Below are 21,829 nucleotides of genomic sequence, written 5' to 3'. Positions count from 1 at the left end.
CAGAAGATCCCGCCGGCGCAGAGGCTGCCGGCGGGATTTCTGCGTCCGCGGGGCGCCCGCGCGGAAGCGCCCGCGCCCTCGTGATCCTGGTCGTCGTCGCGGTCGTGGTCTACGCCGCCGACCAGCTGGCGAAGGCGTGGGTCGTCGCGAACCTGACGCCCTTCCAGGCGGTCCCGGTGCTCGGCGAGGTCCTCCAGTTCGTGTTCGTCCGCAACTCGGGCGCCGCGTTCTCCCTCGCGAGCGGCTCGACGTGGGTCTTCTCGATCGTCGCGGCGGCGGTGACGGTCTTCATCGTCTGGTTCGCCCGGCGCATCCGCTCGCTCGGCTGGGCCGTGCTGTTCGGGATGCTCCTCGGCGGCACGACCGGCAACCTCACGGATCGCCTGTTCCGGGAGCCGGGGTTCGGCGTCGGCCACGTGGTCGACTTCCTGTCGGTGTGGATGTTCCCCGCGATCTTCAACATCGCCGACGTCGCCATCGTGTCGAGCATGGGGCTGTTCCTCATCCTGACGCTCCGCGGCATCGGGCTGGACGGAGCCCGCCTCCCGCGCCGCTCCCGCTCGACCGAGGACGTCCCGCACCCGCATGGCTGAGAACCGCAGCCTCCCCGTCCCCGACGGCCTCGAGGGGAGCGCGTGGACGCGGCCCTCGCCAAGCTGCTCGGCTTCTCCCGGACCGCGGCCGCGGACATCGCCCGCGCCGGGGGAGTGCGGCTCGACGGCCGCGTCCTCGACAAGTCGGACCGGCTGCACGCGGGCGGCTGGCTCGAGGTGGAGTGGGAGGACCGCGCGCCGATCGCGATCGAGCCGATCGCCGTCCCCGAGCTGGGCGTCGTGTACGACGACGACGACCTGGTCGTGGTGGACAAGCCGGTCGGCGTCGCCGCGCATCCCTCGCCGGGATGGACCGGCCCCACGGTGCTCGGCGCCCTCGCGGCCGCCGGGTTCCGGATCAGCACCTCGGGTGCCGCCGAGCGCGCCGGGGTGGTGCACCGGCTCGACGCCGGCACGAGCGGGCTCATGGTCGTCGCGAAGAGCGAGCGCGCCTACACCGCCCTCAAGCGCGCCTTCAAGGAGCGCCAGGTCGAGAAGATCTACCACGCGGTCGTCCAGGGGCATCCCGACCCGCTCGCCGGCACGATCGACGCCCCCATCGGGCGGCATCCGCGGTCGGACTGGAAGTTCGCGGTCACCGCGGAGGGCAAGCCGTCGGTGACGCACTACGAGACGATCGAGGCGTTCCCCTCCGCGTCGCTGCTCGAGATCCGGCTCGAGACCGGCCGCACGCATCAGATCCGCGTGCACATGGCCGCTCAGCGGCACCCGTGCGTGGGCGACGCCATGTACGGGGCGGACCCGGTGCTGTCCGCCCGCCTGGGTCTCACCCGCCAGTGGCTGCACGCCATGCGCCTCGGCTTCCGGCACCCCTCGTCCGGCGAGTGGGTCGAGTTCGAGAGCACCTACCCCGAGGACCTTCAGGACGCCCTCACCGTCCTCCGCGGCTGATCCCGCCGCACCTGACGCTCGCGCCGGTCCTGCCCGGCTCTCGGCCCGCCCGGAGTTCCGCGCGGATCAGCAAAACGCGCGCGGACCAGGACAAAGTCCCGATTTCGCTCGCTGATCAGGACGACACGCCGTGTCGCAGGACGAATCTCCTGATCCGCGCCGGAAGCGGAGCGCCGGTGCCAGCGCGTCGCGGGAGTGTCGTCGGAGGTCGCGTTTAGACTCGCCGGACAAGACCCCTTCGCCCACCCAGGCGACCCGCTTCGCTCGCGTAGAAAGCGTTCCCTTTGGCATCTTCCGGCGACTCCTTCGTCCACCTGCACGTCCACAGCGAGTACTCGATGCTCGACGGTGCGGCGCGCGTCAAGCCGCTCATCGACGCGGCGGTGGAGCAGGGGATGCCGGCCGTCGCGGTCACCGACCACGGCAACGTGTTCGGCGCGTTCGACTTCTGGCGCACGGCGACCTCGGCCGGCATCAAGCCGATCATCGGCACCGAGGCGTACCTCACCCCGGAACCCACCGCAGCGACAAGACGCGCGTGCGCTGGGGGAACGGCGGCGAGGACGACGTGTCCGGTGCCGGCGCCTACACGCACATGACCCTCCTGTCCTCCACCACCGAGGGCATGCACAACCTCTTCCGGCTCTCCTCCAAGGCGTCCATCGAGGGGCAGTACTTCAAGCCGCGCATGGACCGCGAGCTCCTCTCCACCTACGGCAAGGGCCTCATCGCGACCACCGGCTGCCCGAGCGGCGAGGTCCAGACACGGCTGCGCCTCGGCCAGTACGAGGAGGCCCGCCAGGCGGCCGCCGACTACCGCGACATCTTCGGCGCCGAGAACTTCTACGCCGAGATCATGGACCACGGCCTCGGCATCGAGCGCCGGGTGATGGGCGACGTCATCCGGCTGGCGAAGGACCTGGGCCTGCCGCTCGTCGCGACCAACGACCTCCACTACACGCACGCCCACGACGCCACGAGCCACGCGGCGCTGCTCTGCGTGCAGTCGGGGTCGACCCTCGACGACCCCAACCGGTTCAAGTTCGACGCCGACGAGTTCTACCTCAAGTCCGCCGCGCAGATGCGGCAGCTCTTCTCGGACCACCCCGAGGCCTGCGACAACACGCTGCTCATCGCCGAGCGTTGCGACGTCAAGTTCGACGAGAGCGCGAACTACATGCCGCGCTTCCCGGTGCCCGAGGGGAGACCGAGGCGACCTGGATGGTCAAGGAGGTCGAGGCCGGACTGCGCTACCGCTACCCGAACGGCATCCCGGCCGAGGTGCAGGAGCGCGCCGACTACGAGGTCGGCGTCATCATCCAGATGGGCTTCCCCGGCTACTTCCTCGTCGTCGCCGACTTCATCAACTGGAGCAAGGACCACGGCATCCGCGTGGGGCCCGGGCGCGGATCCGGCGCCGGCTCGATGGTCGCCTATGCGATGAAGATCACCGACCTCGACCCCATCCGGCACGGCCTCATCTTCGAGCGCTTCCTGAACCCCGATCGCGTCTCGATGCCCGACTTCGATGTGGACTTCGACGAGCGCCGGCGCGGTGAGGTCATCAAGTACGTCACCGAGAAGTACGGCAACGACCGCGTCGCCCAGATCGTCACGTACGGCACGATCAAGGCCAAGCAGGCACTGAAGGACAGCTCGCGCGTGCTCGGCTTCCCGTTCGGCATGGGGGAGAAGCTCACCAAGGCGATGCCGCCCGGCATCATGGGCAAGGACATCCCGCTGACCGGGATCATCGACCCCTCCCACGAGCGCTACAAGGAGGCCGCGGACTTCCGCGCCATCCTCGAGACCGATGCCGAGGCGAAGACGGTGTTCGACACCGCTCTGGGCCTCGAGAACCTCAAGCGCCAGTGGGGCGTGCACGCCGCGGGCGTCATCATGTCGAGCCACCCGCTGGCCGACATCATCCCGATCATGCGCCGCGAGCAGGACGGCCAGATCGTCACGCAGTTCGACTACCCGGCGTGCGAGTCGCTCGGCCTGATCAAGATGGACTTCCTGGGGCTGCGCAACCTCACGATCATCGATGACGCGCTCGATAACATCGAGGCCAACCGCGGCCACCGGCCCGAGCTCGAGAAGCTCGAGCTCGATGACGTCGACACGTACGCGCTCCTCGCCCGGGGCGACACGCTGGGCGTCTTCCAGTTCGACGGCGGGCCCATGCGCGCCCTCCTGCGCCTCATGAAGCCCGACAACTTCGAGGACATCTCCGCCGTCGGTGCCCTCTACCGACCGGGCCCGATGGGCGCCAACTCGCACACCAACTACGCGCTGCGGAAGAACGGCGTGCAGGAGATCGTGCCGATCCACCCGGAGCTCGCCGAGCCCCTCGAGGACGTGCTCGGCACCACCTACGGCCTGATCGTGTATCAGGAGCAGGTCATGTCGATCGCGCAGAAGCTCGCCGGGTACTCGCTCGGCCAGGCCGACCTGCTGCGCCGCGCGATGGGCAAGAAGAAGAAGTCCGAGCTGGACAAGCAGTTCGAGGGCTTCAAGGCCGGCATGAACGAGCGCGGATACTCGGACGCCGCGGTCAAGACCCTCTGGGACATCCTGCTGCCCTTCTCCGACTACGCCTTCAACAAGGCGCACTCGGCGGCGTACGGCGTGCTCAGCTACTGGACGGCGTACCTCAAGGCGCACTACCCGGCCGAGTACATGGCAGCCCTGCTCACGAGCGTCGGGGACGCGCGTGACAAGCTCGCGGTCTACCTCAACGAGTGCCGCCGGATGAAGATCCGGGTGCTGCCGCCGGATGTCAACGAGTCCATCGGGTTCTTCGCGGCCGTCGGCGAGGACATCCGCTTCGGCCTCGGTGCGGTCCGCAACGTCGGCTTCTCGGTCGTCGAGCTGATCCGCCAGGCGCGCGAGGAGAAGGGCCGCTTCACGTCCTTCCACGATTTCCTCCGCAAGGTGCCGATCGCGGTCGCGAACAAGCGCACCATCGAGTCGCTCATCAAGGCCGGCGCGTTCGACTCGCTCGGAGCCACGCGGCGCGCCCTCCTCGAGATCCACGAGGACGCGGTCGAGGCCGCCGTGTCGATCAAGCGCAACGAGGCGAACGGCCAGGTCGACCTCTTCGGCGGCATGTTCGACTTCGAGGAGGAGCCGGACCGCGTACCGGACCGGCCCGAGTGGGCGAAGAAGGACAAGCTGGCCTTCGAGCGCGAGATGCTCGGGCTCTACGTCTCCGACCACCCGCTCGCCGGTCTCGAGCTCGAGCTCGCGAAGCACGCGAGCAGCAGCATCGCCGACCTGCTCAGCGACGAGGGCACGACCGACGGGGAGACGGTGACGGTCGCCGGTCTCGTGACCGAGGTGCAGCACCGGACCGCGCGGAAGTCCGGCAACCAGTACGGCCAGGTCGAGATCGAGGACTTCGGCGGCACGATCACCGTCATGTTCATGGGCAAGGCCTACACGGAGTTCGCGCCCGCCCTCGCCACCGACTCGGTCGTCGTCGTGCGCGGCCGGGTCAGCCAGCGCGAGGACAGCGTCAATCTGCACGCGTACAGCCTCTTCACGCCCGACCTCGGAACCAGGTCCAGCGGCGGGCCCCTCGTGCTCACCATGCAGGAGCACCGTGCGACGACCGACGTCGTGAAGGGCCTCAACGACGTGTTCATCCGGCACTCCGGCGACACGGAGGTGCGCCTGCGGCTGGTGAAGGGCGACACCGCGCGCGTCTTCGAGGTTCCCTTCCCGGTCGAGGTCTCCGCGGACCTCTACGGCGAGCTCAAGAGCCTCCTCGGGCCAGGCTGCCTCGGCTGATCCTCAGAGGTCAAACTGCATCGTTTCGGACAAACCGCAACCGGAGACCGTTGCGGGTACTCCGAAGTGATGCGGATTCGTCAGTCGAGCGGCCGCGGGGCGTGGTACGCGCGCTCGTGGTACAGCAGGGGGCGTCGTCCTCGCCGAGGGCGCCCTCCTCGATCTGCACGACGATGACCGCGTTGCCCTCCACGGGCACGCGTTGCACGATGCGGCCGACCATCCACGCGGTGACGCCGTCCACGATGGGGAGCCCGTGCGGGCCCTCGTGCCAGTGATCGCCGACGAAGCGGTCGAGCGCCGGCCCGGAGAGCTTCTGCGCGATGGCGCTGCTGCGGGCGCCGAGCATGTGGATCGCAACCCAGTCGGTGTTCTCCACCGCATGCCAGGCGCTCGCGATGCGGGCCATGTTGAACGTCGCAAGCGGGGGAACGGCGGCGAGCGAGGCCAGGGAGGTGGCGGTGAAGCCGACCGGTGTGCCGTCCACGTCCCGCGCGGTGACCACCGCGACTCCGGCGGCATGCCGGCGGAAGGCCTGCTTGAAGGCCATCAGGTCGTCGGCCGCGAATCTCTCGTCCATGCTTCGGGCAACTCCTCCCGTCCGTCACCCTATTCCGTCGCCCTTCGGGGTCTCGGACGGGGCGCAGGCGCCCTCGGTAGACTGGCGGCGCCATGATGCAGCTCGTCGACCTCCGCGGCCGCCGTCCGAGCAGGGCCGAGCTGATCGCGCTCGTGCCGCGCCCCGAGACCGATCCCGCCCGCGCCGCCGCCGCCGCGCAGGCGCTCATCGACGAGGTGCGCAGCGGGGGAGAGGCCGCCCTGCTCGACCAGGCCGCCCGTTTCGACGGCGTGCGCCCCGAGCGCGTGCGGGTCTCCGGCGCAGAGCTGGACGCCGCGGTGGCGGGACTCGCCGCGCCCCTCCGTGAGGCGCTGGAGACCGCGATCGACCGGGTGCGACGCGCGAGTGCGCTCCAGGTCCCGGCCGGCGGGGTCACGGTCCTCGAGGACGGCGCCGAGGTCGAGCAGCGCTGGCAGCCGGTCAGCCGCGTCGGGCTGTACGTGCCCGGCGGCAAGGCCGTCTACCCGTCCAGCGTCGTCATGAACGTGGTGCCCGCCCAGGTGGCGGGCGTCGGCTCGATCGCCCTCGCCTCGCCGCCGCAGGCGGGCTTCGGCGGCGCCATCCACCCCACCATCCTCGCCGCGGCAGGACTGCTCGGGATCGAGGAGGTCTACGCCATGGGCGGCGCGGGCGCCATCGGCGCCTTCGCCTACGGCGTGCCCGGCATCGGACTCGAGCCGGTCGACCTTCTCACCGGCCCCGGCAACGTGTTCGTGGCCGCCGCCAAGCGGCTGGTGCAGGGCCGCGTCGGCATCGACTCGGAGGCGGGGCCGACGGAAATCCTCGTCATCGCCGATGAGGCGGCAGATCCGGAACTCGTCGTCGCCGACCTCCTCAGCCAGGCCGAGCACGACGAGCTCGCCGCCGCGCTCCTCGTGACCGACTCGCCGTCCCTCGCCGAGGCGGTCACCGCCCTGCTGCCCGAGCGCGCTGCGGCCACCGCGTCCGCCGAGCGGGTGCGCACGGCGCTCACCGGCCCGCAGTCGGCGCTCGTCCTCGTCGACGACCTCGACGCCGCCGCGGCCTTCAGCAACGCCTACGCCCCGGAGCACCTCGAGCTGATGAGCCGGGACCCGGACGCCCTGCTCGCGCTGATCACGGATGCGGGCGCGATCTTCCTGGGTGCGACGTCGCCCGTGAGCCTCGGCGACTACCTCGCCGGCTCGAACCACGTCCTCCCGACGGGCGGCACTGCGCGGTTCTCCTCGGGGCTCGGGGCCGCGACGTTTCTGCGCTCCCAGCAGATCGTGCGCTACAGCCGCGCCGCGCTCGAGCGGTCGGCGGGCCGCATCGTCGCCCTCGCCGACGAGGAGGGCCTGCCCGCCCACGGCGAGGCGGTCACGGCGCGCTTCGCCCGGGACTGACGCCGCGACTCGCGGGCGGCGTCCACCTGCCGCCGGTACCCTGGAAGCACCATGCACTGCCCTTTCTGCCGCAACCACGACACCAAGGTCGTCGACTCCCGCGTGAGTGACGACGGGCTCAGCATCCGCCGCAGGCGCCAATGCCCGGAGTGCGGCCGTCGCTTCAGCACCACGGAGACCGCGAGCCTCATGGTCATCAAGCGCAACGGCGTGCTCGAGCCGTTCAGCCGCGAGAAGGTGGTCTCCGGCGTGCGGAAGGCCTGCCAGGGGCGCCCGGTCACGGACACCGACCTCGCGGTCCTGGCCCAGAAGGTCGAGGAGGCGATCCGCGCGACGGGCGCCTCCCAGGTGGACGCGAACGACATCGGCCTCGCGATCCTGCCGCCGCTCCGCGAGCTCGACGAGGTCGCGTACCTCCGCTTCGCGAGCGTGTACCAGAGCTTCGAGTCGCTCGACGACTTCGAGTCGGCGATCACGCTGCTCCGGGTCGAGAACGGCGCGGGTTCGCGCGGCGCGAAGGTCGCCGAGCCGCTCAACTAGCCGGCTCCCGCCCCGGTTCACCGGACGGGCCGATTCGGGCATTCCGGGCCGCCGCTTCGGCCCGGATGCGCCGATTCGGCCCGCAGTCGGGTCTAGGCACCGGCCAGAGGGCAGTCAACCCCCTGCAGGTGCACCGCGGTCGCGCCTTGGATGGAAGGACACCCATTCGAGGAGGAACAGCATGAGCGATCCCGAGACCGTCCAGGAGATGCCGGGCAGCGAGAGCGAGATGACGCCGAAGGCGGACCACGGCGAGCAGAGCTACGTCGGCCGCGGGAAGCTGGAGGGCCGCGTCGCGGTCATCACGGGTGCGGACAGCGGGATCGGCAAGGCGGTCGCGATCGCCTACGCCCGGGAGGGCGCCGACGTCGTCATCAGCTACCTGAGCGAGGACGACGACGCGAAGGACACCGCGCACTGGGTCGAGGAGGCCGGTCGCAAGGCGGTGCTGATCCCCGGCGACATCTCCGACCCCGCGCACTGCCGCTCCATCATCGACACGGCGGTCCGCGAGCTCGGCCGGATCGACATCCTGGTCAACAACGCGGCGTTCCAGATGAGCCGCGACTCCATCGAGGACATCCCGGACGAGGAGTGGGACTTCACGTTCGCGACCAACGTCAGCGCCTACTTCCACCTCGTGAAGGCCGCCCTGCCGCACCTCAAGGAGGGCGCGTCGATCATCGGCACGAGCTCCGTGCAGTCCGACATGCCGAGCCCCGAGCTGGCGCCGTACGCGGCCACGAAGGCGGCCATCGCGAGCCTCTCGGCGTCGTTCGCGCAGATGCTCGGCGAGCGGGGCATCCGCGTCAACAGCGTCGCGCCCGGCCCGATCTGGACGCCCCTGATCCCCGCCAGCTTCCCGCCCGAGAAGGTCGAGTCGTTCGGCAAGGACGTGCCGCTCGGCCGCCCCGGCCAGCCTGCGGAGCTCGCCCCGGTGTACGTGCTGCTCGCCTCCGACGACGGCAGCTACATCTCCGGCGCACGCGTCGCGGTCACGGGCGGCAAGCCCATCCTCTGACACACGGCCGCACGTCCCGCCCGCACCAGGCGCCCCGGTAGCCTGGTGCGGGCATGTACCCCTCTTCTTCCGCCTCGTCTTCGTCCGGATGGACCCTGAGCTGGCGCACCGGCTCGCCTTCGACGTCATCCGCTGGCTCCCCGCGACCGGCCTCGCCGCCCTGGTCGCCCGGCTGACCCGACCGCGCGGCACTCCGGCCGTCGAGGCGATGGGGCTGCGCTTCCCGAGTCCCTTCGGCCTGGCCGCGGGCTTCGACAAGGACGCGGAGGCCGTCCGCGGGCTCGCCGCGCTGGGCTTCGGTCACGTCGAGGTGGGGACCGTCACCGCGCGTCCCCAGGAGGGGAACCCGCGGCCTCGCCTGTTCCGTCTGCTGCCCGACCGTGCGGTGATCAACCGGATGGGCTTCAACAACGGGGGAGCCGAGGCGGTGGCCGCGCGGCTCCGTCGCCTGCGCGCCACCCACCGGGACCTCCCCGTGCTCGGCATCAACATCGGCAAGAGCCGCGTCGTCGCCGTCGAGGACGCGATCGACGACTACCGGACGAGCGCGCGCCTGCTCGCCCCCTCGCGGACTACCTCGCCGTCAACGTGAGCTCACCGAACACGCCCGGCCTGCGGGGCCTGCAGGAGCTCGACCGCCTCGAGCCGCTGCTCGCGGCCGTGCTGGAGGAGGCGGGGACGGTCCCGCTCCTCGTGAAGATCGCCCCGGACCTCGCGGACGACGAGGTGCGGCACATCGGCGGCCTGGCCACGCGGCTGGGGCTCGCCGGCATCATCGCGACCAACACGACGCTGAGCCGCACGGGCCTCGCCAGCGACGCCGGTGCCGTCGAGGCGGCCGGCGCGGGAGGGCTCTCCGGGCGCCCGCTCGCCGCGCGCAGCCTGGCGGTGCTCCAACTGCTGCGCGAGAGCGTCCCGGCGTCGATGTGCGTGATCTCGGTCGGCGGGGTCGAGACGGCGGACGACGTGCGCGCCCGGCTCGCCGCCGGCGCGACCCTGGTCCAGGGCTACACCGGCTTCCTGTACCGCGGGCCCCTCTGGGCGCGCGCGATCAACCGCGGCCTCGCCCGCTCCCGCTGACGAGCGGGGGTCAGGACGGGTACTGGCCGCGCTTGACCTGGGGCTTCGGGAGGCGAAGGCGGCGCAGCTGAAGCGCGCGCATCGCGGCGTACCAGCGGAGCCCGCGCTCGACCTTGTCCTCGCCGAACTTCGCGGCCACCTTGCGGCGCAGGATGAAGCCGAGGATGACGACGTCGAGCACGCCGAGCAGGACGAAGACGTACATCGTCAGCAGCCCGTACACCTGGACGGCGGGCACCGGCACGAACGTGATGATGATGAGCACGAACATCAGGGGGATGAAGAGCTCCCCGACGCTGAAGCGGGCGTCCACGTAGTCGCGGACGAACCGGCGCTGCGGGCCACGGTCGCGGACCGGCATGTACCGCTCTTCGCCGTTGGCGAGCCCGACCCGCGCGCGCTCGCGCACCTTCGCGGCTCGCTCGCGCTCGAGGCGCCGTGCCTCCTTGCGGTCGTCCGGCACGAGAGGCCGCTTCCGAGCTGCCTCACGCTCCCGGCGCGTCGGCGTGGAGCGGCCCTTGCCGGAGACGGGAGTCTCGGGCTCGACGGGCGGCGTGGGGACGGGAGTTGAGTTCTTGACCACGGAATCCTCGCTAGAAGTACCGCCTACGATAACGCCTGTGACCCTGAACGACCCGGATGCCACCTCGCCGACCGCTGAGGAAGGAGCGCTCCGGGACGCGGTCGATGCGGGCTTCCCGTCCGCCGTCGCCGAGCTGGCCCGCCTCGTCCGCATCCCCTCCGTGTCCTGGGACGGATTCGACCCGGCCGCCGTCGCCGCGAGCGCCGAGGCCGTCGCGGACGCCGCGCGCGCGACCGGGCTGTTCGAGGAGGTCCTCGTCGCCCGTGCCGCCACGCCGGAGGGGGAGAGGGGCAGCCCGCCGTCCTCGCACGCCGGCCGGCGCGGAACGGCCGCCCGACGGTCCTCCTCTACGCGCACCACGACGTCCAGCCGCCCGGGGACCCCGAGCTGTGGGACTCCGCCCCGTACGAGCCGACGGTGCGCGGCGACCGCCTGTACGGGCGGGGCGCCTCGGACGACAAGGCCGGCGTCGAGACGCACCTGGCCGCCCTCCGCGCCCTGACGGCATCGGGCGTCGCCGACCCGGACGTCGGCATCGCGCTGTTCATCGAGGGCGAGGAGGAGTTCGGCTCCAGCTCGTTCCCCGCGCTCCTCGGCGAGCACACCGACCTCCTGCGGGCGGACGTCATCATCGTCGCCGACTCGGACAACTGGAGCACGACCACCCCGGCCCTCACCGTGAGCCTGCGCGGCAACGCCGCCTTCAACCTCAAGGTGTCGACCCTGGACCACGCCATGCACTCCGGGGTGTTCGGCGGCGCGGCCCCCGACGCGATGCTCGCGGCCATCCGCCTGCTGGCGACCCTCTGGGATGAGGACGGCTCGGTCGCGGTGCCCGGACTCGAGACCTACACCGACATCCAGGCGGCCCCCTATTCCGAGGAGGAGTTCCGCGCCGACGCCGCGCCCCTCGACGGGGTCCGCTCGATCGGCAGGGGTGACATCAACGCACGCCGCTGGTTCCAGCCGTCGATCACGGTCACCGGGATCGACGCGCCCAGCGTGCTCAACGCGTCCAACACCCTCCTGCCCTCGGTCCGCGTCCGGATCAGCGCACGCGTCGCGCCGGGACAGAGCGCCGCCGACGCCTACGCGGCCGTCGAGACCCACCTCCGGGCGCATGCACCCTTCGGGGCGGTCCTCGAATTCGGCGATGTCAGCTTGGGCGACCCCTTCCTCGTCGACACCTCAGGGTGGGCGTTCGCCGAGGCGGGGTCAGCGCTCAGCGACGGCTGGGGAGAATCGGTGATCCACCAGGGCATCGGCGGCTCCATCCCGTTCATCGCCGAGCTCGTGCGCACGTTCCCGGAGGCCCAGATCCTCGTCACCGGTGTCGAGGACCCGGACACGCGCGCTCACTCGCCGAACGAGTCCCAGCACCTCGGCGTGCTCAAGCGGGCCATCCTCGGCGAGGCGCTCCTGCTCTCCCGGCTGAACGGCCGGAGCTGAGATCAGGGACGGCTTGGTCCGTCAATCCCTTCGACGCCTCGGCGAGGACCGGCTTACGGTCCTAGCTCGGACAGGGGGATCGACATGCCGGATGTGCCGAGGAGATGGTCGGGCGCGCTCGAGGTCGTAGCGCTCAGCAGCCACGAGTGGCGGGTCTGCGACCTGCACCTCGACGAGGACGACGGGCGCCGCGTCCTCGGCTACATCGAGGCCAGGGATGCCCGCTACGACGTCCTCGAACTCTGCCCCGAGCCGGTCCGGCACGGCGACTGCGGCAGCTGGGAGGATGCCCTCGGCCTCCTCTACATCCACTCCCGTGCAGGCCGGGGGAGCGGCATCCGCCCGGCGAACCGGAACGGCGCGTAGAATCGTCTTCCGTCGATACACACAGAGTCGACCTGCACCGACCCCGGAGGGCCACATGACCGACGTCACGCTGACCGACAAGCCCGAAGTTCTGACCCACGGTGTGGGCCTCACCACCACGGCTGCGGCCAAGGTGAAGAGCCTCCTCGAGCAGGAGGGTCGCGACGACCTGCGCCTCCGCGTCGCCGTGCAGCCGGGCGGATGCTCGGGCCTCATCTACCAGCTCTACTTCGACGAGCGCCTCCTCGAGGGCGACACCACCCGCGACTTCGACGGTGTCGAGGTCGTCGTGGACCGGATGAGCGTGCCCTACCTCGACGGCGCGAACATCGACTTCGAGGACACCATCCAGAAGCAGGGCTTCACCATCGACAACCCCAACGCCGCAGGCAGTTGCGCGTGCGGAGACAGCTTCCACTGAGTTTGTCTGGCTGCGCCGCCGCTCCTGCGGCGCAGCTGCACATACGACCGGCTTCGCCGGATTCGCCGATGCGATCGCCGAATCCGGCTCCGCGGCGGTCGCCTCGGGTCGAGTGAGCGCACACGTCGCGTTCTCGATCCGCACTTCACAGAAGGCCCCCGATCCCTCGCCGGATCGGGGGCCTTCTTCGTTGTCCCATAGCACTCCCGCGGCGGGAAACCGGCGGTCTCGAAGCCGCAACAACGGCGGCCGTGTGCCGGGCCGTTCGCCTGCGGCGATATAGACTTCGAGGGTTATCAGTCCTGCATCGCGAGAGGTTCAAGTGCGCTTGAGACGTCGAATCCGCTGGGCGGCCATCCCGCTCGCGACTGTGGTGATCATCGCCCTCGCCGGGTGCACCCAGGCCCAGCTGCACGGGTTCCTTCCCGGCTTCCATGAGGGCCAGCCGGCGGTCACCGACAACGCGGAGCGCATCTCCAACCTGTGGGTGGGCTCCTGGATCGTCCTGCTCGTTGTGGGCGCGATCACGTGGTTCCTGATCGTGTTCGCGGCCGTCGTCTACCGCCGCCGTCGCGGCCAGACCGGCCTGCCGGTCCAGCTGCGCTACAACATGCCGATCGAGGCGTTCTACACGATCGTGCCGCTCATCCTCGTGCTCGGCTTCTTCGCCTTCACCGCGCGCGACCAGGCCGAGATCACCAAGCGCGACCCCAACCCGGACCAGACGATCGAGGTCTACGGCAAGCAGTGGGGCTGGGACTTCAACTACCTCGACGAGGACGTCTACACCGCGGGCGTGCAGACGCAGCCGGAGGCGCTCGGGACACCGGGCACGGGCGTCATCGAGTCGACGGTCCCCGTCCTCGTCCTGCCCGTCGACTCGACCATCGAGTTCCAGCTGCGCAGCCGCGACGTGGCGCACGACTTCTGGGTCATCGACTTCCTCCAGAAGATGGATGTCTACCCGGGCAAGACCAACTACATGACGGTGCACACCCAGCGTGAAGGCACCTACGCCGGCAAGTGCGCCGAGTTCTGCGGCGACTACCACGCCCAGATGCTGTTCACGGTGAAGGTCGTGTCCCAGGCGGCGTACCAGGACTACATCTCCTCGCTGCGGGACCAGGGCTTCACCGGCCGGCTCGGACCCGAGTACGACCGCAGCCCCAACCTGTCCGGCATCGAAGCGCCCACCGAAGACTCCGAGGTTCAGTGATGACATCCACCATCAACAGGCCGAGCGGCCTTCCGGCGGGCCAGGCCGCGGTCTTCGAGACCTCGAAGGTCCAGCGCAAGGGCAACGTCGTCGTCAGCTGGATCACCTCCACCGACCACAAGACGATCGGCTACCTGTACCTGATCACGTCGTTCATCTACTTCCTCGTCGGGGGAGTGATGGCGCTCGTCATCCGCGCGCAGCTGTTCGAGCCGAACCTGGCGATCGTGCCCACGCACGACCAGTACAACCAGCTGTTCACGATGCACGGCACGATCATGCTGCTGATGTTCGCGACGCCGCTGTTCGCGGGTTTCGCGAACGTCATCATGCCGCTGCAGATCGGCGCCCCTGACGTCGCCTTCCCGCGGCTCAACGCGTTCGCCTACTGGCTGTACAACTTCGGCAGCCTCATCGCCGTGTCCGGGTTCTTCACCCCTCAGGGCGCCGCGAACTTCGGCTGGACGGCGTACACGCCGCTGTCCGACTCGGCGTACTCGCCGGGCCTCGGCGGCAACCTCTGGGTCTTCGGCCTCGGCCTCTCCGGCTTCAGCACGATCCTCGGCTCGGTGAACTTCATCACCACGATCATCACGATGCGCGCGCCCGGCATGACCATGTTCCGGATGCCGGTCTTCACCTGGAACACCCTGATCACGGGTCTCCTCGTGATCCTCGCGTTCCCGGTGCTCGCCGCCGCCCTCCTCGCGCTTGGCGCGGACCGCGTCTTCGGAGCGCACATCTACGATCCGAACCTCGGCGGCTCCATCCTGTGGCAGCACCTGTTCTGGTTCTTCGGGCATCCCGAGGTCTACATCATCGCCCTGCCGTTCTTCGGCATCATCACGGAAGTCATCCCGGTGTTCAGCCGCAAACCGCTGTTCGGCTACCGGACGATCGTCTACGCGACCATCGCCATCGCGGCCCTGTCGGCCACCGTGTGGGCCCACCACATGTACGTGACCGGCTCCGTGCTGCTGCCCTTCTTCGCACTCATGACGATGCTCATCGCGATCCCGACAGGCGTGAAGATCTTCAACTGGGTCGGAACCATGTGGCGCGGCTCGGTGACGTTCGAGACGCCGATGCTGTGGACGATCGGCTTCCTCATCACCTTCGTCTTCGGCGGGCTCACCGGCGTCATCCTGGCGTCGCCGCCGCTCGACTTCCACGTCTCCGACAGCTACTTCGTCGTGGCGCACTTCCACTACGTCGTGTTCGGCACGGTCGTGTTCGCGATGTTCGCCGGCTTCTACTTCTGGTGGCCGAAGTGGACGGGCAAGATGCTCAACGAGCGTCTGGGCAAGATCCACTTCTGGATGCTCTTCATCGGGTTCCACACGACCTTCCTCGTCCAGCACTGGATCGGCGCGGTCGGCATGCCCCGGCGGTACTACACGTACCAGCCCGAGGACAACGTCACGTGGATGAACCAGCTGTCCACGGTCGGCGCCATGATCCTCGGCGCCTCGATGATCCCGTTCTTCTACAACGTGTGGGTGACCGCCCGTCGTGCGCCGAAGGTGACCGTCGACGACCCGTGGGGCTACGCGCGGTCGCTCGAGTGGGCGACGTCCTGCCCGCCGCCGCGCCACAACTTCACCTCGATCCCGCGGATCCGCTCGGAGTCGCCGGCGTTCGACCTGCACCACCCGGAGGCGGAGATGCCCTTCGGCCGCGGGCCGGCGAAGGACGCGCCCGAGGCGGCGACCTACGACTCCGTCAAGGGAGAGGTGAAGTAGTCCATGCGGCTGAACGCGGTCCTCTTCTGGATCCTGTGCCTGTTCTTCGGCATCCTCGCCGTCGTCTACCCGGTGTGGTCGCTCCTCGACACCAACGAGCTCGAAGCCGTCGGCACGGTCGGTCTGTCCCTCGCCTCGGTATTCTCGGGGTTCATCGGGTTCTACCTGCAGCGCAGCTACAACGCGCAGGGCGGTGACCTCCCCGAGGACCGGCTCGACGGCAACATCGACGACGGCGACCCGGAGCTGGGCTTCTTCAGCCCGTGGAGCTGGTGGCCGATCGGCCTGGCGGCATCCGCAGCGCTGGGCTTCCTCGGTCTGGCCGTCGGGTTCTGGATCACGTTCGTCGGCGTGGGCCTGTTCCTCGTCATGATCGTCGGCTGGGTCTACGAGTACTACCGGGGGTTCTTCGCCCGCTGACGCGGCGTTGGAGTGTGAAGCGGGCGGTTCCCAGAGGGAGCCGCCCGCTTTCCGTTGTGGTGGGGGAGTGGGCGGCCTGTGCGGCGCCGGCGTTTGGTTGCGGGCGGTGGAGCGCGGCGGGGGTCCGGTCGCTTGAGAGGATGCGGTGGTCACGGTGTGCCCGGGAGTCGCGTGAGTGGGGGCCGGCGTCGGCCGTGCTGGGTGACGCCAGTGGGGCCGCCTCGCCCGTCGCGCGTGCTGGCTTGGGGCGCTGCGGCTGCCTTGCCGATCGCTGAGCGCGGGCCGTGCCGCCGAGCGCGGTGCGAGACGACGAGCGCGGTGCGTCTACGGGGCGCGCTCGTCGCTACGGGGCGCGCTCGGCGCGCGCTCGGTGTCTCGGGGCGCGCTCGGCGGGTGGAGTAGCGCGCGCCTGTCGTGGAGAACCGCGCGCGTTTGCGCCGGGGGCCGGTTGCGCTCTCCTCTCGAGCGCGGGGCATGCCGCCGAGCGCGGTGCCTGACGACGAGCGCGGTGCGTCTACGGGGCGCGCTCGGCGCGCGCTCGGTGTCTCGGGGCGCGCTCGGCAGCGAGCGGAGGCCGTCCTCCCTTCAGCCTGGGGTCGAGCGCACCTCGAAGCACCGAGTGCACTGACCGTCAATCGAGCGCACCTCAAAGAACCGAACGCGCTGACCCGTCCAGCGAGCGCACCCCGAAGCACCGAGCGCGCTGACCGTGCATCGAGCGCACCTCGAAGCACCGAGCGCACCCTGTAGACGGGGTGCGCTCGGTGGCACGGGGTGCGTTCGGTGAGGGTCCGGTGCGCTCGGTGCAGAGGCCGCGCCGCCGGCCGGGGAGTGGCGCTACTCCGCCGCCAGGACGTCCTGCAAACGGCTCAGGAAGGCGCGCTGGGCCGTCAGGATCAGCTCGGACGCCCTGGCCGGCGGCATCCAGGCCACGCGGTCGATTTCGGGGAAGGTCGCGGTGCGCCCCGACCGCGGCGGCCACTCCAGCTCGAACGTGCCGGGGACGATCGCCTCCGGATCCAGGTCACCCTCGACGGCCCAGGCGTGGACCACCTTGCCACCCGACTGCTTGACCTCGTCGAGGTCGATACGAGGGCCCGCCGGCACCGGCAGGCCCAGCTCCTCACGGAACTCCCGCTCGGCCGTCTGGAGGGCATCCTCGCCCTCCTCCGGCTCACCCTTCGGGATGGTCCACGCGCCTGCGTCCTTCCGCTGCCAGAACGGGCCGCCCATGTGCGCGAGGAGCACCTCGAGCTCGGAAGTGCGCCGGAACAGCAGGATGCCGGAGCTGCGCCGGATTGGCTGAGCCATCGTGGTCCTCCTCGCGTCGATCGTCCGGCTGACTGAGAGGCCGCAGCGGACGTGGTGTCCCGGATACGCCGCAGGCCGCCCTGGACGAGCCAGGACGGCCTGCGGAAGATCCGAGGATCAGGGGTTGGTGTGCGGGGGAGCGCCCACGCCCTGGCCGAGCGTCGCCATCTCCGACGCCTCCAGGTCGTGACCGCCGTGGTCGCCGTGGGACTGAGCGGCGAGCTCGCCCGCGGTGACCGGGGTAATCCGGTCCTCGAAGTACCAGCGGCTCAGCACCGAGCGCACGCGCTCGAACGGGCTGATCTGTCCACGGGCGTTCGGGCGGATCATCAGCGGCTTGTAGTCGTTGAAGCTCACGAGGCGCCAGCGCTCGTAGTCGTCGAGCTGCTGGTGCACCTCGATGAACTCGCCGCCCGGCAGCCGGACGATGCGGCCCGACTCGTAGCCGTGCAGCGCCATCTCGCGGTCCTTCTTCTGGAGCGCGATGCAGATGCGCTTGGTGAGGAAGTAGGCGATGAACGGACCCACGATCAGCAGGAACTGCAGCGTGTGGATGACGTTCTCCATGCTCATCTTGAAGTGCGTCGCGATGAGGTCGGAGGACGCTGCGAAGAACAGCATCATGTAGAACGTCAGGCCGGCCGCGCCGATCGCGGTGCGGGTCGGCACGTTGCGCGGGCGGTCGAGCAGGTGGTGCTCCCGCTTGTCGCCGGTGATCCACGCCTCCAGGAAGGGGTAGATCGCGACGGCGCCGAGGAACAGGGGCAGCACGAGCAACGGGACCAGGATGTTGAGCGAGACGGTCCAGGTGTTGAACAGCACGATCTCCCAGCCCGGTGGCACGAGTCTCAGTGCGCCGTCGGCGAAGCCGATGTACCAGTCGGGCTGTGTGCCCGCCGACACGGGGAGGGGTCGTAGGGCCCGTAGTTCCAGATCGGGTTGATCGCGAACAGCGACGCGATCGCGACGATGACGCCGAAGACCAGGAAGAACGTGCCGGCCATCTTCGCGCCGTACACCGGGAGGATCGGGTAGCCGACGACGTTGTCGTTGGTCTTGCCCGGGCCAGGGAACTGGGTGTGCTTGTGCACGATCAGGAACACCATGTGCAGTCCGATGAGCGCGACCACGACGGCCGGCAGCAGCAGGATGTGCAGCGTGTAGAGGCGGCCCACGATCTGGGTGCCCGGGAACTCGCCGCCGAACAGCAGGTAGGAGATCCACGTGCCGATGACCGGGACGCCCTTCACCATGCCGTCGATGATGCGGAGGCCGTTGCCCGAGAGCAGGTCATCCGGCAGCGAGTAGCCGGTGAAGCCCTCGGCCATCGCGAGGACGAAGAGCACGAAGCCGATGAGCCAGTTGAGCTCGCGCGGCTTGCGGAACGCGCCGGTGAAGAAGACGCGGAGCATGTGCAGGCCGATGGAGGCGATGAACAGCAGCGCCGCCCAGTGGTGCACCTGCCGCATGAGCAGTCCGCCCCGGACGTCGAACGAGATGTTCAAGGTCGAATCCATCGCCGCCGACATCGACAGGCCCTTGAGCGGCGTGTAGGAGCCGTCGTAGACGACCTCGGTCATCGACGCCTGGAAGAAGAAGGTGAGGAAGGTGCCCGACAGCAGGATGATGACGAAGCACCAGAGCGCCACCTCGCCGATCATGAAGGACCAGTGATCGGGGAAGACCTTGCGGCCCAGCTCCTTGACGAAGCCCGAGATGCTCGTGCGCTCGTCGATGTAGTTCGACACGGCCCCGGTGACTCGCATGCCGGGGAGGCCGCGGTGGCGGCCGGAGTAGGGGTACGGGTGTCAGACGTTGTAGTCACCGCGACGCTCCCAGAAGCTAGGCCCAACGGGCTCGTGGAAATCGCTTTGTGCGATCAGGTAGCCTTCGCTGTCCACCGAGATCGGCAGCTGGGGCAGGGGACGCTTGGCGGGGCCGAAGATGACCGCCGCTTCGCGGGTGATGTCGAACTGCGACTGGTGGCAGGGGCAGAGCAGGTGGTGGGTCTGCTGCTCATAGAGTGCCACCGGGCAGCCGACGTGGGTGCAGATCTTGGAGTACGCGACGATCCCGTCGTAGTTCCAGGTCTCGCGACCGGGGAGACCTGGAGGTCCTCCGGCTTGAGGCGCATGAGGAGCACGGCCGCCTTGGCCTTCTCCTCGAGGTAGTTCTCCTGCTCTTCCTGCGTGAGGCCCTCGGGCACCACGTGGAAGACGGAGCCGAGCGTGACATCGGCGGCGAGGATCGGGGTGCCGGAGGGGTCACGCGTGAGGCGGGTGCCCTTCTTCCACATCGTGTGGGAGAGCTTGGCGGCCGGGTCGTTGTCCTTCGGCGCGAGGTCGCGGAAGAGGAAGATCGCCGGCAGCGGCACCGCGACGAGAGCCGCGATGAGCGAGTTGCGGAGCAGCGAGCGGCGGCCGAAGCCGGACTCCTTGTTTGCCAGGTCGAAGATCTCGACCGCTCGGGCCCGCGTCGACTCGCGGCCACGGGTCGGGTGCCGCATCTCGACCGTCTCGTGGCTCGCCATCAGGGCCTTGCCCCAGTGGACGGTCGCCACACCGATGGTCAGCAGTGCGAGGGCGATCGCGAGGCCGAGGAAGAGGGTGTTGAGCCGGACCGAGTCCGGGTTGTCCGGGACGATCGGCACAGCGAAATACGCGACGATCGCGAGGACGCTGAAGACCAGCGACAGGTAGAAGAGCAGGGAGACCCCGCGCTCGTTGCGCCGGTCGGCCTTCGGATCGAGGTCGGTGATCCGCTCGCGGTGCGGCGGCAGTCCCGGGTTCTCGATCGCGTCCGGCGCGACCACCAGCGTGCCGGGCGATGCCGGGACGCCGTGCGACGAGTCGACTGGAACGACTTCCGAGCCGTGTCCCTCGTTCGCCATTGCTGTCCTTCCGCTGTGTTGCAGGTCGTCGACTAGTTCGAGCGCGCGGTGATCCAGACCGTGAGCGCGATGATCGCGCCCAGGCCGAAGATCCACGCGAACATGCCTTCGGCGACCGGTCCGAGTGAGCCGAGCTCGAATCCACCAGGCGAGGGGTTCGTCTCGTTGTACTTGAGGGCGGTGATGATGTCGCGCTTGTCCTCGGGTGTGAGGTTCGCGTCGTTGAACACCGGCATGTTCTGGGGGCCGGTGACCATCGCCTCGTAGATGTGCTTGGCGGAGGTGCCCTGCAGCGAGGGCGCGTACTTGCCCTCCGTCAGAGCGCCACCGGCGCCGGCCACGTTGTGGCACATGGCGCAGTTGATGCGGAACAGCTCGGCGCCGCGCGTGGCGTCACCGGCGGCGTCGAGGTACTGCTCGTCCGGCTGGGCAGGACCGGGGGAGACGGAGGCGACGTAGTCCGCCAGCGCCTGCACCTGGTCGTCGTCGAAGAGCACCGGCTTCTCCGGCGCCTGCGGGCCCGTGTTGGACAGCGGCATGCGGCCGGTGCCCACCTGGAAGTCGACGGAGGCGGCGCCCACACCGATCAGGGTCGGCCCGGCCTCGGTGCCCTGCAGTGCCATGCCGTGGCAGGTGGCGCAGTTGGCGGCGAACAGCTTCTTGCCCTCTTCGACGCTCTCCTGGGATGCCGCGGCCGCGCCGTCCGAGGACGACGATGCGGTGAAGAGCGTGTAGCCGGTGCCGGTGAAGACGAGGCCCAGCGCGATCAGCGCGACGGTCGCCAGCGGCGAGCGTCGGCCCCGCCGACGCGAGGAGCGGCGTCGTTCGTTCTGCATTCGGGGTGCCAATTCGATCCGTTCCCTATCTCAGGACGTAGATGACGGCGAACAGGCCGATCCACACGACGTCGACGAAGTGCCAGTAGTACGACACCACGATGGCGCTGGTGGCCTCGCGATGTCCGAAGTTCTTGACCGCGAAGGCGCGGCCGATGACGAGCAGGAAGGCGAGCAGGCCGCCGGTGACGTGGAGGCCGTGGAAGCCCGTGGTCAGGTAGAACGCCGAGCCGTAGGCGTTGGAGGAGAGCGTGATGCCCTCGCTCACCAGGGTGGCGTACTCGAGGATCTGACCGGAGACGAAGATCGCGCCCATGGCATAGGTGAGGAAGAACCACTCGACCATGCCCCAGCGCCACATGCTCGTCGCGCGGGGCTGCAGCCGCTCCGCCGCGAAGACGCCCATCTGGCAGGTGAAGGAGCTCAGCACCAGGATGATCGTGTTCGTCAGCGAGTACGGGAAGTTGAGGTGCTGCGTCTCCGCGGCCCACATGTCCGGCGCCACACCTCGGAGGGTGAAGTAGATCGCGAACAGGCCCGCGAAGAACATGACCTCGCTGCCGAGCCAGACGATCGTTCCGACCGCGATGGGGTTGGAGCGATTGACGACCGGAGCGCTTGTCGACTGGAGGACTGACGCGCTGCTCACATCTCTCATTATGGTGGATCGC

General features: G+C 69.6%; 14 protein-coding genes and 6 pseudogenes. 13 read left to right on the top strand and 7 right to left on the bottom strand.

What is annotated here, in order from left to right; all coding sequences use genetic code 11:
• Nucleotides 1-80 precede the first annotated feature (80 nt).
• The 3 genes and pseudogenes from lspA (at nt 81) to dnaE (ending at nt 5,300) form a co-directional block, all read left to right on the top strand.
• Entirely contained in the window at nt 81-593 is a 513-nt protein-coding gene (gene lspA, locus QUE51_RS15615) for a signal peptidase II (RefSeq protein WP_286277269.1), read from the top strand.
• Nucleotides 586-1,505, top strand: a pseudogene (locus QUE51_RS15610) (RluA family pseudouridine synthase). The gene lspA and the pseudogene QUE51_RS15610 overlap by 8 nt, the downstream one beginning before the upstream one ends.
• A gap of 338 nt (nt 1,506-1,843) precedes the next feature.
• Nucleotides 1,844-5,300 (top strand): annotated as a pseudogene (gene dnaE, locus QUE51_RS15605) (DNA polymerase III subunit alpha).
• A gap of 10 nt (nt 5,301-5,310) precedes the next feature.
• Here the strand turns inward: dnaE and QUE51_RS15600 are convergent.
• The gene (locus QUE51_RS15600; protein WP_350226677.1) at nt 5,311-5,880 is read right to left on the bottom strand and encodes a flavin reductase family protein; all 570 of its coding nucleotides are present in this window, start codon (nt 5,878-5,880) and stop codon (nt 5,311-5,313) included.
• Nucleotides 5,881-5,972: 92 nt separating this feature from the next.
• Between QUE51_RS15600 and hisD the strand changes: the two genes are divergently transcribed.
• The 4 genes and pseudogenes from hisD to QUE51_RS15580 all read left to right on the top strand — a co-directional run bounded on the left by hisD (nt 5,973) and on the right by QUE51_RS15580 (nt 9,924).
• Nucleotides 5,973-7,283, top strand: a complete 1,311-nt coding sequence (gene hisD / locus QUE51_RS15595) for a histidinol dehydrogenase (protein WP_286277268.1) — start codon at nt 5,973-5,975, stop codon at nt 7,281-7,283.
• Nucleotides 7,284-7,334: 51 nt separating this feature from the next.
• Nucleotides 7,335-7,823: a transcriptional regulator NrdR gene (nrdR, locus tag QUE51_RS15590; RefSeq protein WP_286277267.1), complete on the top strand. Its 489-nt coding sequence runs from the start codon at nt 7,335-7,337 to the stop codon at nt 7,821-7,823.
• Nucleotides 7,824-8,004: 181 nt separating this feature from the next.
• Nucleotides 8,005-8,844 (top strand): SDR family oxidoreductase, encoded by an 840-nt coding sequence (locus tag QUE51_RS15585; RefSeq protein WP_286277266.1) that lies wholly within the window; start codon nt 8,005-8,007, stop codon nt 8,842-8,844.
• A gap of 88 nt (nt 8,845-8,932) precedes the next feature.
• A pseudogene (locus tag QUE51_RS15580) lies at nt 8,933-9,924 on the top strand (quinone-dependent dihydroorotate dehydrogenase).
• Between the two features lie 10 nt (nt 9,925-9,934).
• Here the strand turns inward: QUE51_RS15580 and QUE51_RS15575 are convergent.
• Nucleotides 9,935-10,507: a DUF3043 domain-containing protein gene (locus QUE51_RS15575; RefSeq protein WP_286277265.1), complete on the bottom strand. Its 573-nt coding sequence runs from the start codon at nt 10,505-10,507 to the stop codon at nt 9,935-9,937.
• A gap of 28 nt (nt 10,508-10,535) precedes the next feature.
• On the opposite strand from QUE51_RS15575, the pseudogene QUE51_RS15570 reads away from it, so the two are divergent.
• The 6 genes and pseudogenes from QUE51_RS15570 to QUE51_RS15545 all read left to right on the top strand — a co-directional run bounded on the left by QUE51_RS15570 (nt 10,536) and on the right by QUE51_RS15545 (nt 16,121).
• Nucleotides 10,536-11,956: pseudogene (locus tag QUE51_RS15570) on the top strand (dipeptidase).
• An 84-nt stretch (nt 11,957-12,040) separates the two neighbouring features.
• Nucleotides 12,041-12,322: a hypothetical protein gene (locus QUE51_RS15565; RefSeq protein WP_286277264.1), complete on the top strand. Its 282-nt coding sequence runs from the start codon at nt 12,041-12,043 to the stop codon at nt 12,320-12,322.
• A 55-nt stretch (nt 12,323-12,377) separates the two neighbouring features.
• Nucleotides 12,378-12,743: a HesB/IscA family protein gene (locus tag QUE51_RS15560; RefSeq protein ID WP_286277263.1), complete on the top strand. Its 366-nt coding sequence runs from the start codon at nt 12,378-12,380 to the stop codon at nt 12,741-12,743.
• Nucleotides 12,744-13,065: 322 nt separating this feature from the next.
• Complete coding sequence (ctaC, locus tag QUE51_RS15555) at nt 13,066-13,959, top strand: aa3-type cytochrome oxidase subunit II (protein WP_286277262.1); 894 nt, start codon at nt 13,066-13,068, stop codon at nt 13,957-13,959.
• Entirely contained in the window at nt 13,959-15,701 is a 1,743-nt protein-coding gene (gene ctaD / locus QUE51_RS15550) for an aa3-type cytochrome oxidase subunit I (protein ID WP_286277261.1), read from the top strand. The genes ctaC and ctaD overlap by 1 nt, the downstream gene beginning before the upstream one ends.
• A gap of 3 nt (nt 15,702-15,704) precedes the next feature.
• Entirely contained in the window at nt 15,705-16,121 is a 417-nt protein-coding gene (locus tag QUE51_RS15545; RefSeq protein WP_286277260.1) for a cytochrome c oxidase subunit 4, read from the top strand.
• Between the two features lie 837 nt (nt 16,122-16,958).
• On the opposite strand, the gene QUE51_RS15540 is transcribed toward QUE51_RS15545, so the two are convergent.
• The 5 genes and pseudogenes from QUE51_RS15540 to ctaE form a co-directional block, all read right to left on the bottom strand.
• On the bottom strand, nt 16,959-17,432 hold the full coding sequence (locus tag QUE51_RS15540) for an NUDIX hydrolase (RefSeq protein WP_286277259.1): 474 nt from the start codon (nt 17,430-17,432) through the stop codon (nt 16,959-16,961).
• Between the two features lie 117 nt (nt 17,433-17,549).
• Nucleotides 17,550-19,198: pseudogene (gene qcrB / locus QUE51_RS15535) on the bottom strand (cytochrome bc1 complex cytochrome b subunit).
• 42 nt (nt 19,199-19,240) lie between these two features.
• A pseudogene (qcrA, locus tag QUE51_RS15530) lies at nt 19,241-20,322 on the bottom strand (cytochrome bc1 complex Rieske iron-sulfur subunit).
• 32 nt (nt 20,323-20,354) lie between these two features.
• A complete protein-coding gene (gene qcrC, locus QUE51_RS15525; RefSeq protein ID WP_286277258.1) occupies nt 20,355-21,158 on the bottom strand; it encodes a cytochrome bc1 complex diheme cytochrome c subunit in 804 nt (267 codons plus the stop codon).
• Between the two features lie 25 nt (nt 21,159-21,183).
• Nucleotides 21,184-21,816, bottom strand: a complete 633-nt coding sequence (gene ctaE, locus QUE51_RS15520) for an aa3-type cytochrome oxidase subunit III (protein ID WP_286277257.1) — start codon at nt 21,814-21,816, stop codon at nt 21,184-21,186.
• Nucleotides 21,817-21,829 lie beyond the last annotated feature (13 nt).

Origin of the sequence: Naasia aerilata, assembly GCF_030296595.1 — a bacterium.
Classification (GTDB): domain Bacteria; phylum Actinomycetota; class Actinomycetes; order Actinomycetales; family Microbacteriaceae; genus Naasia; species Naasia aerilata.
The sequence above is the reverse complement of the archived record's forward strand: the minus strand, read 5'-3'. Positions and strand labels throughout refer to the sequence as shown.

Coding starts and splice junctions, on each gene's coding strand:
- QUE51_RS15585 (WP_286277266.1), top strand. CDS start 8,005: ATGAGCGATCCCGAGACCGTCCAGGAGATGCCGGGCAGCGAGAGCGAG.
- hisD (WP_286277268.1), top strand. CDS start 5,973: ATGATGCAGCTCGTCGACCTCCGCGGCCGCCGTCCGAGCAGGGCCGAG.
- ctaD (WP_286277261.1), top strand. CDS start 13,959: ATGACATCCACCATCAACAGGCCGAGCGGCCTTCCGGCGGGCCAGGCC.
- ctaE (WP_286277257.1), bottom strand. CDS start 21,816: ATGAGAGATGTGAGCAGCGCGTCAGTCCTCCAGTCGACAAGCGCTCCG.
- QUE51_RS15540 (WP_286277259.1), bottom strand. CDS start 17,432: ATGGCTCAGCCAATCCGGCGCAGCTCCGGCATCCTGCTGTTCCGGCGC.
- QUE51_RS15600 (WP_350226677.1), bottom strand. CDS start 5,880: ATGGACGAGAGATTCGCGGCCGACGACCTGATGGCCTTCAAGCAGGCC.
- qcrC (WP_286277258.1), bottom strand. CDS start 21,158: ATGCAGAACGAACGACGCCGCTCCTCGCGTCGGCGGGGCCGACGCTCG.
- QUE51_RS15565 (WP_286277264.1), top strand. CDS start 12,041: ATGCCGGATGTGCCGAGGAGATGGTCGGGCGCGCTCGAGGTCGTAGCG.
- QUE51_RS15545 (WP_286277260.1), top strand. CDS start 15,705: ATGCGGCTGAACGCGGTCCTCTTCTGGATCCTGTGCCTGTTCTTCGGC.
- QUE51_RS15560 (WP_286277263.1), top strand. CDS start 12,378: ATGACCGACGTCACGCTGACCGACAAGCCCGAAGTTCTGACCCACGGT.
- nrdR (WP_286277267.1), top strand. CDS start 7,335: ATGCACTGCCCTTTCTGCCGCAACCACGACACCAAGGTCGTCGACTCC.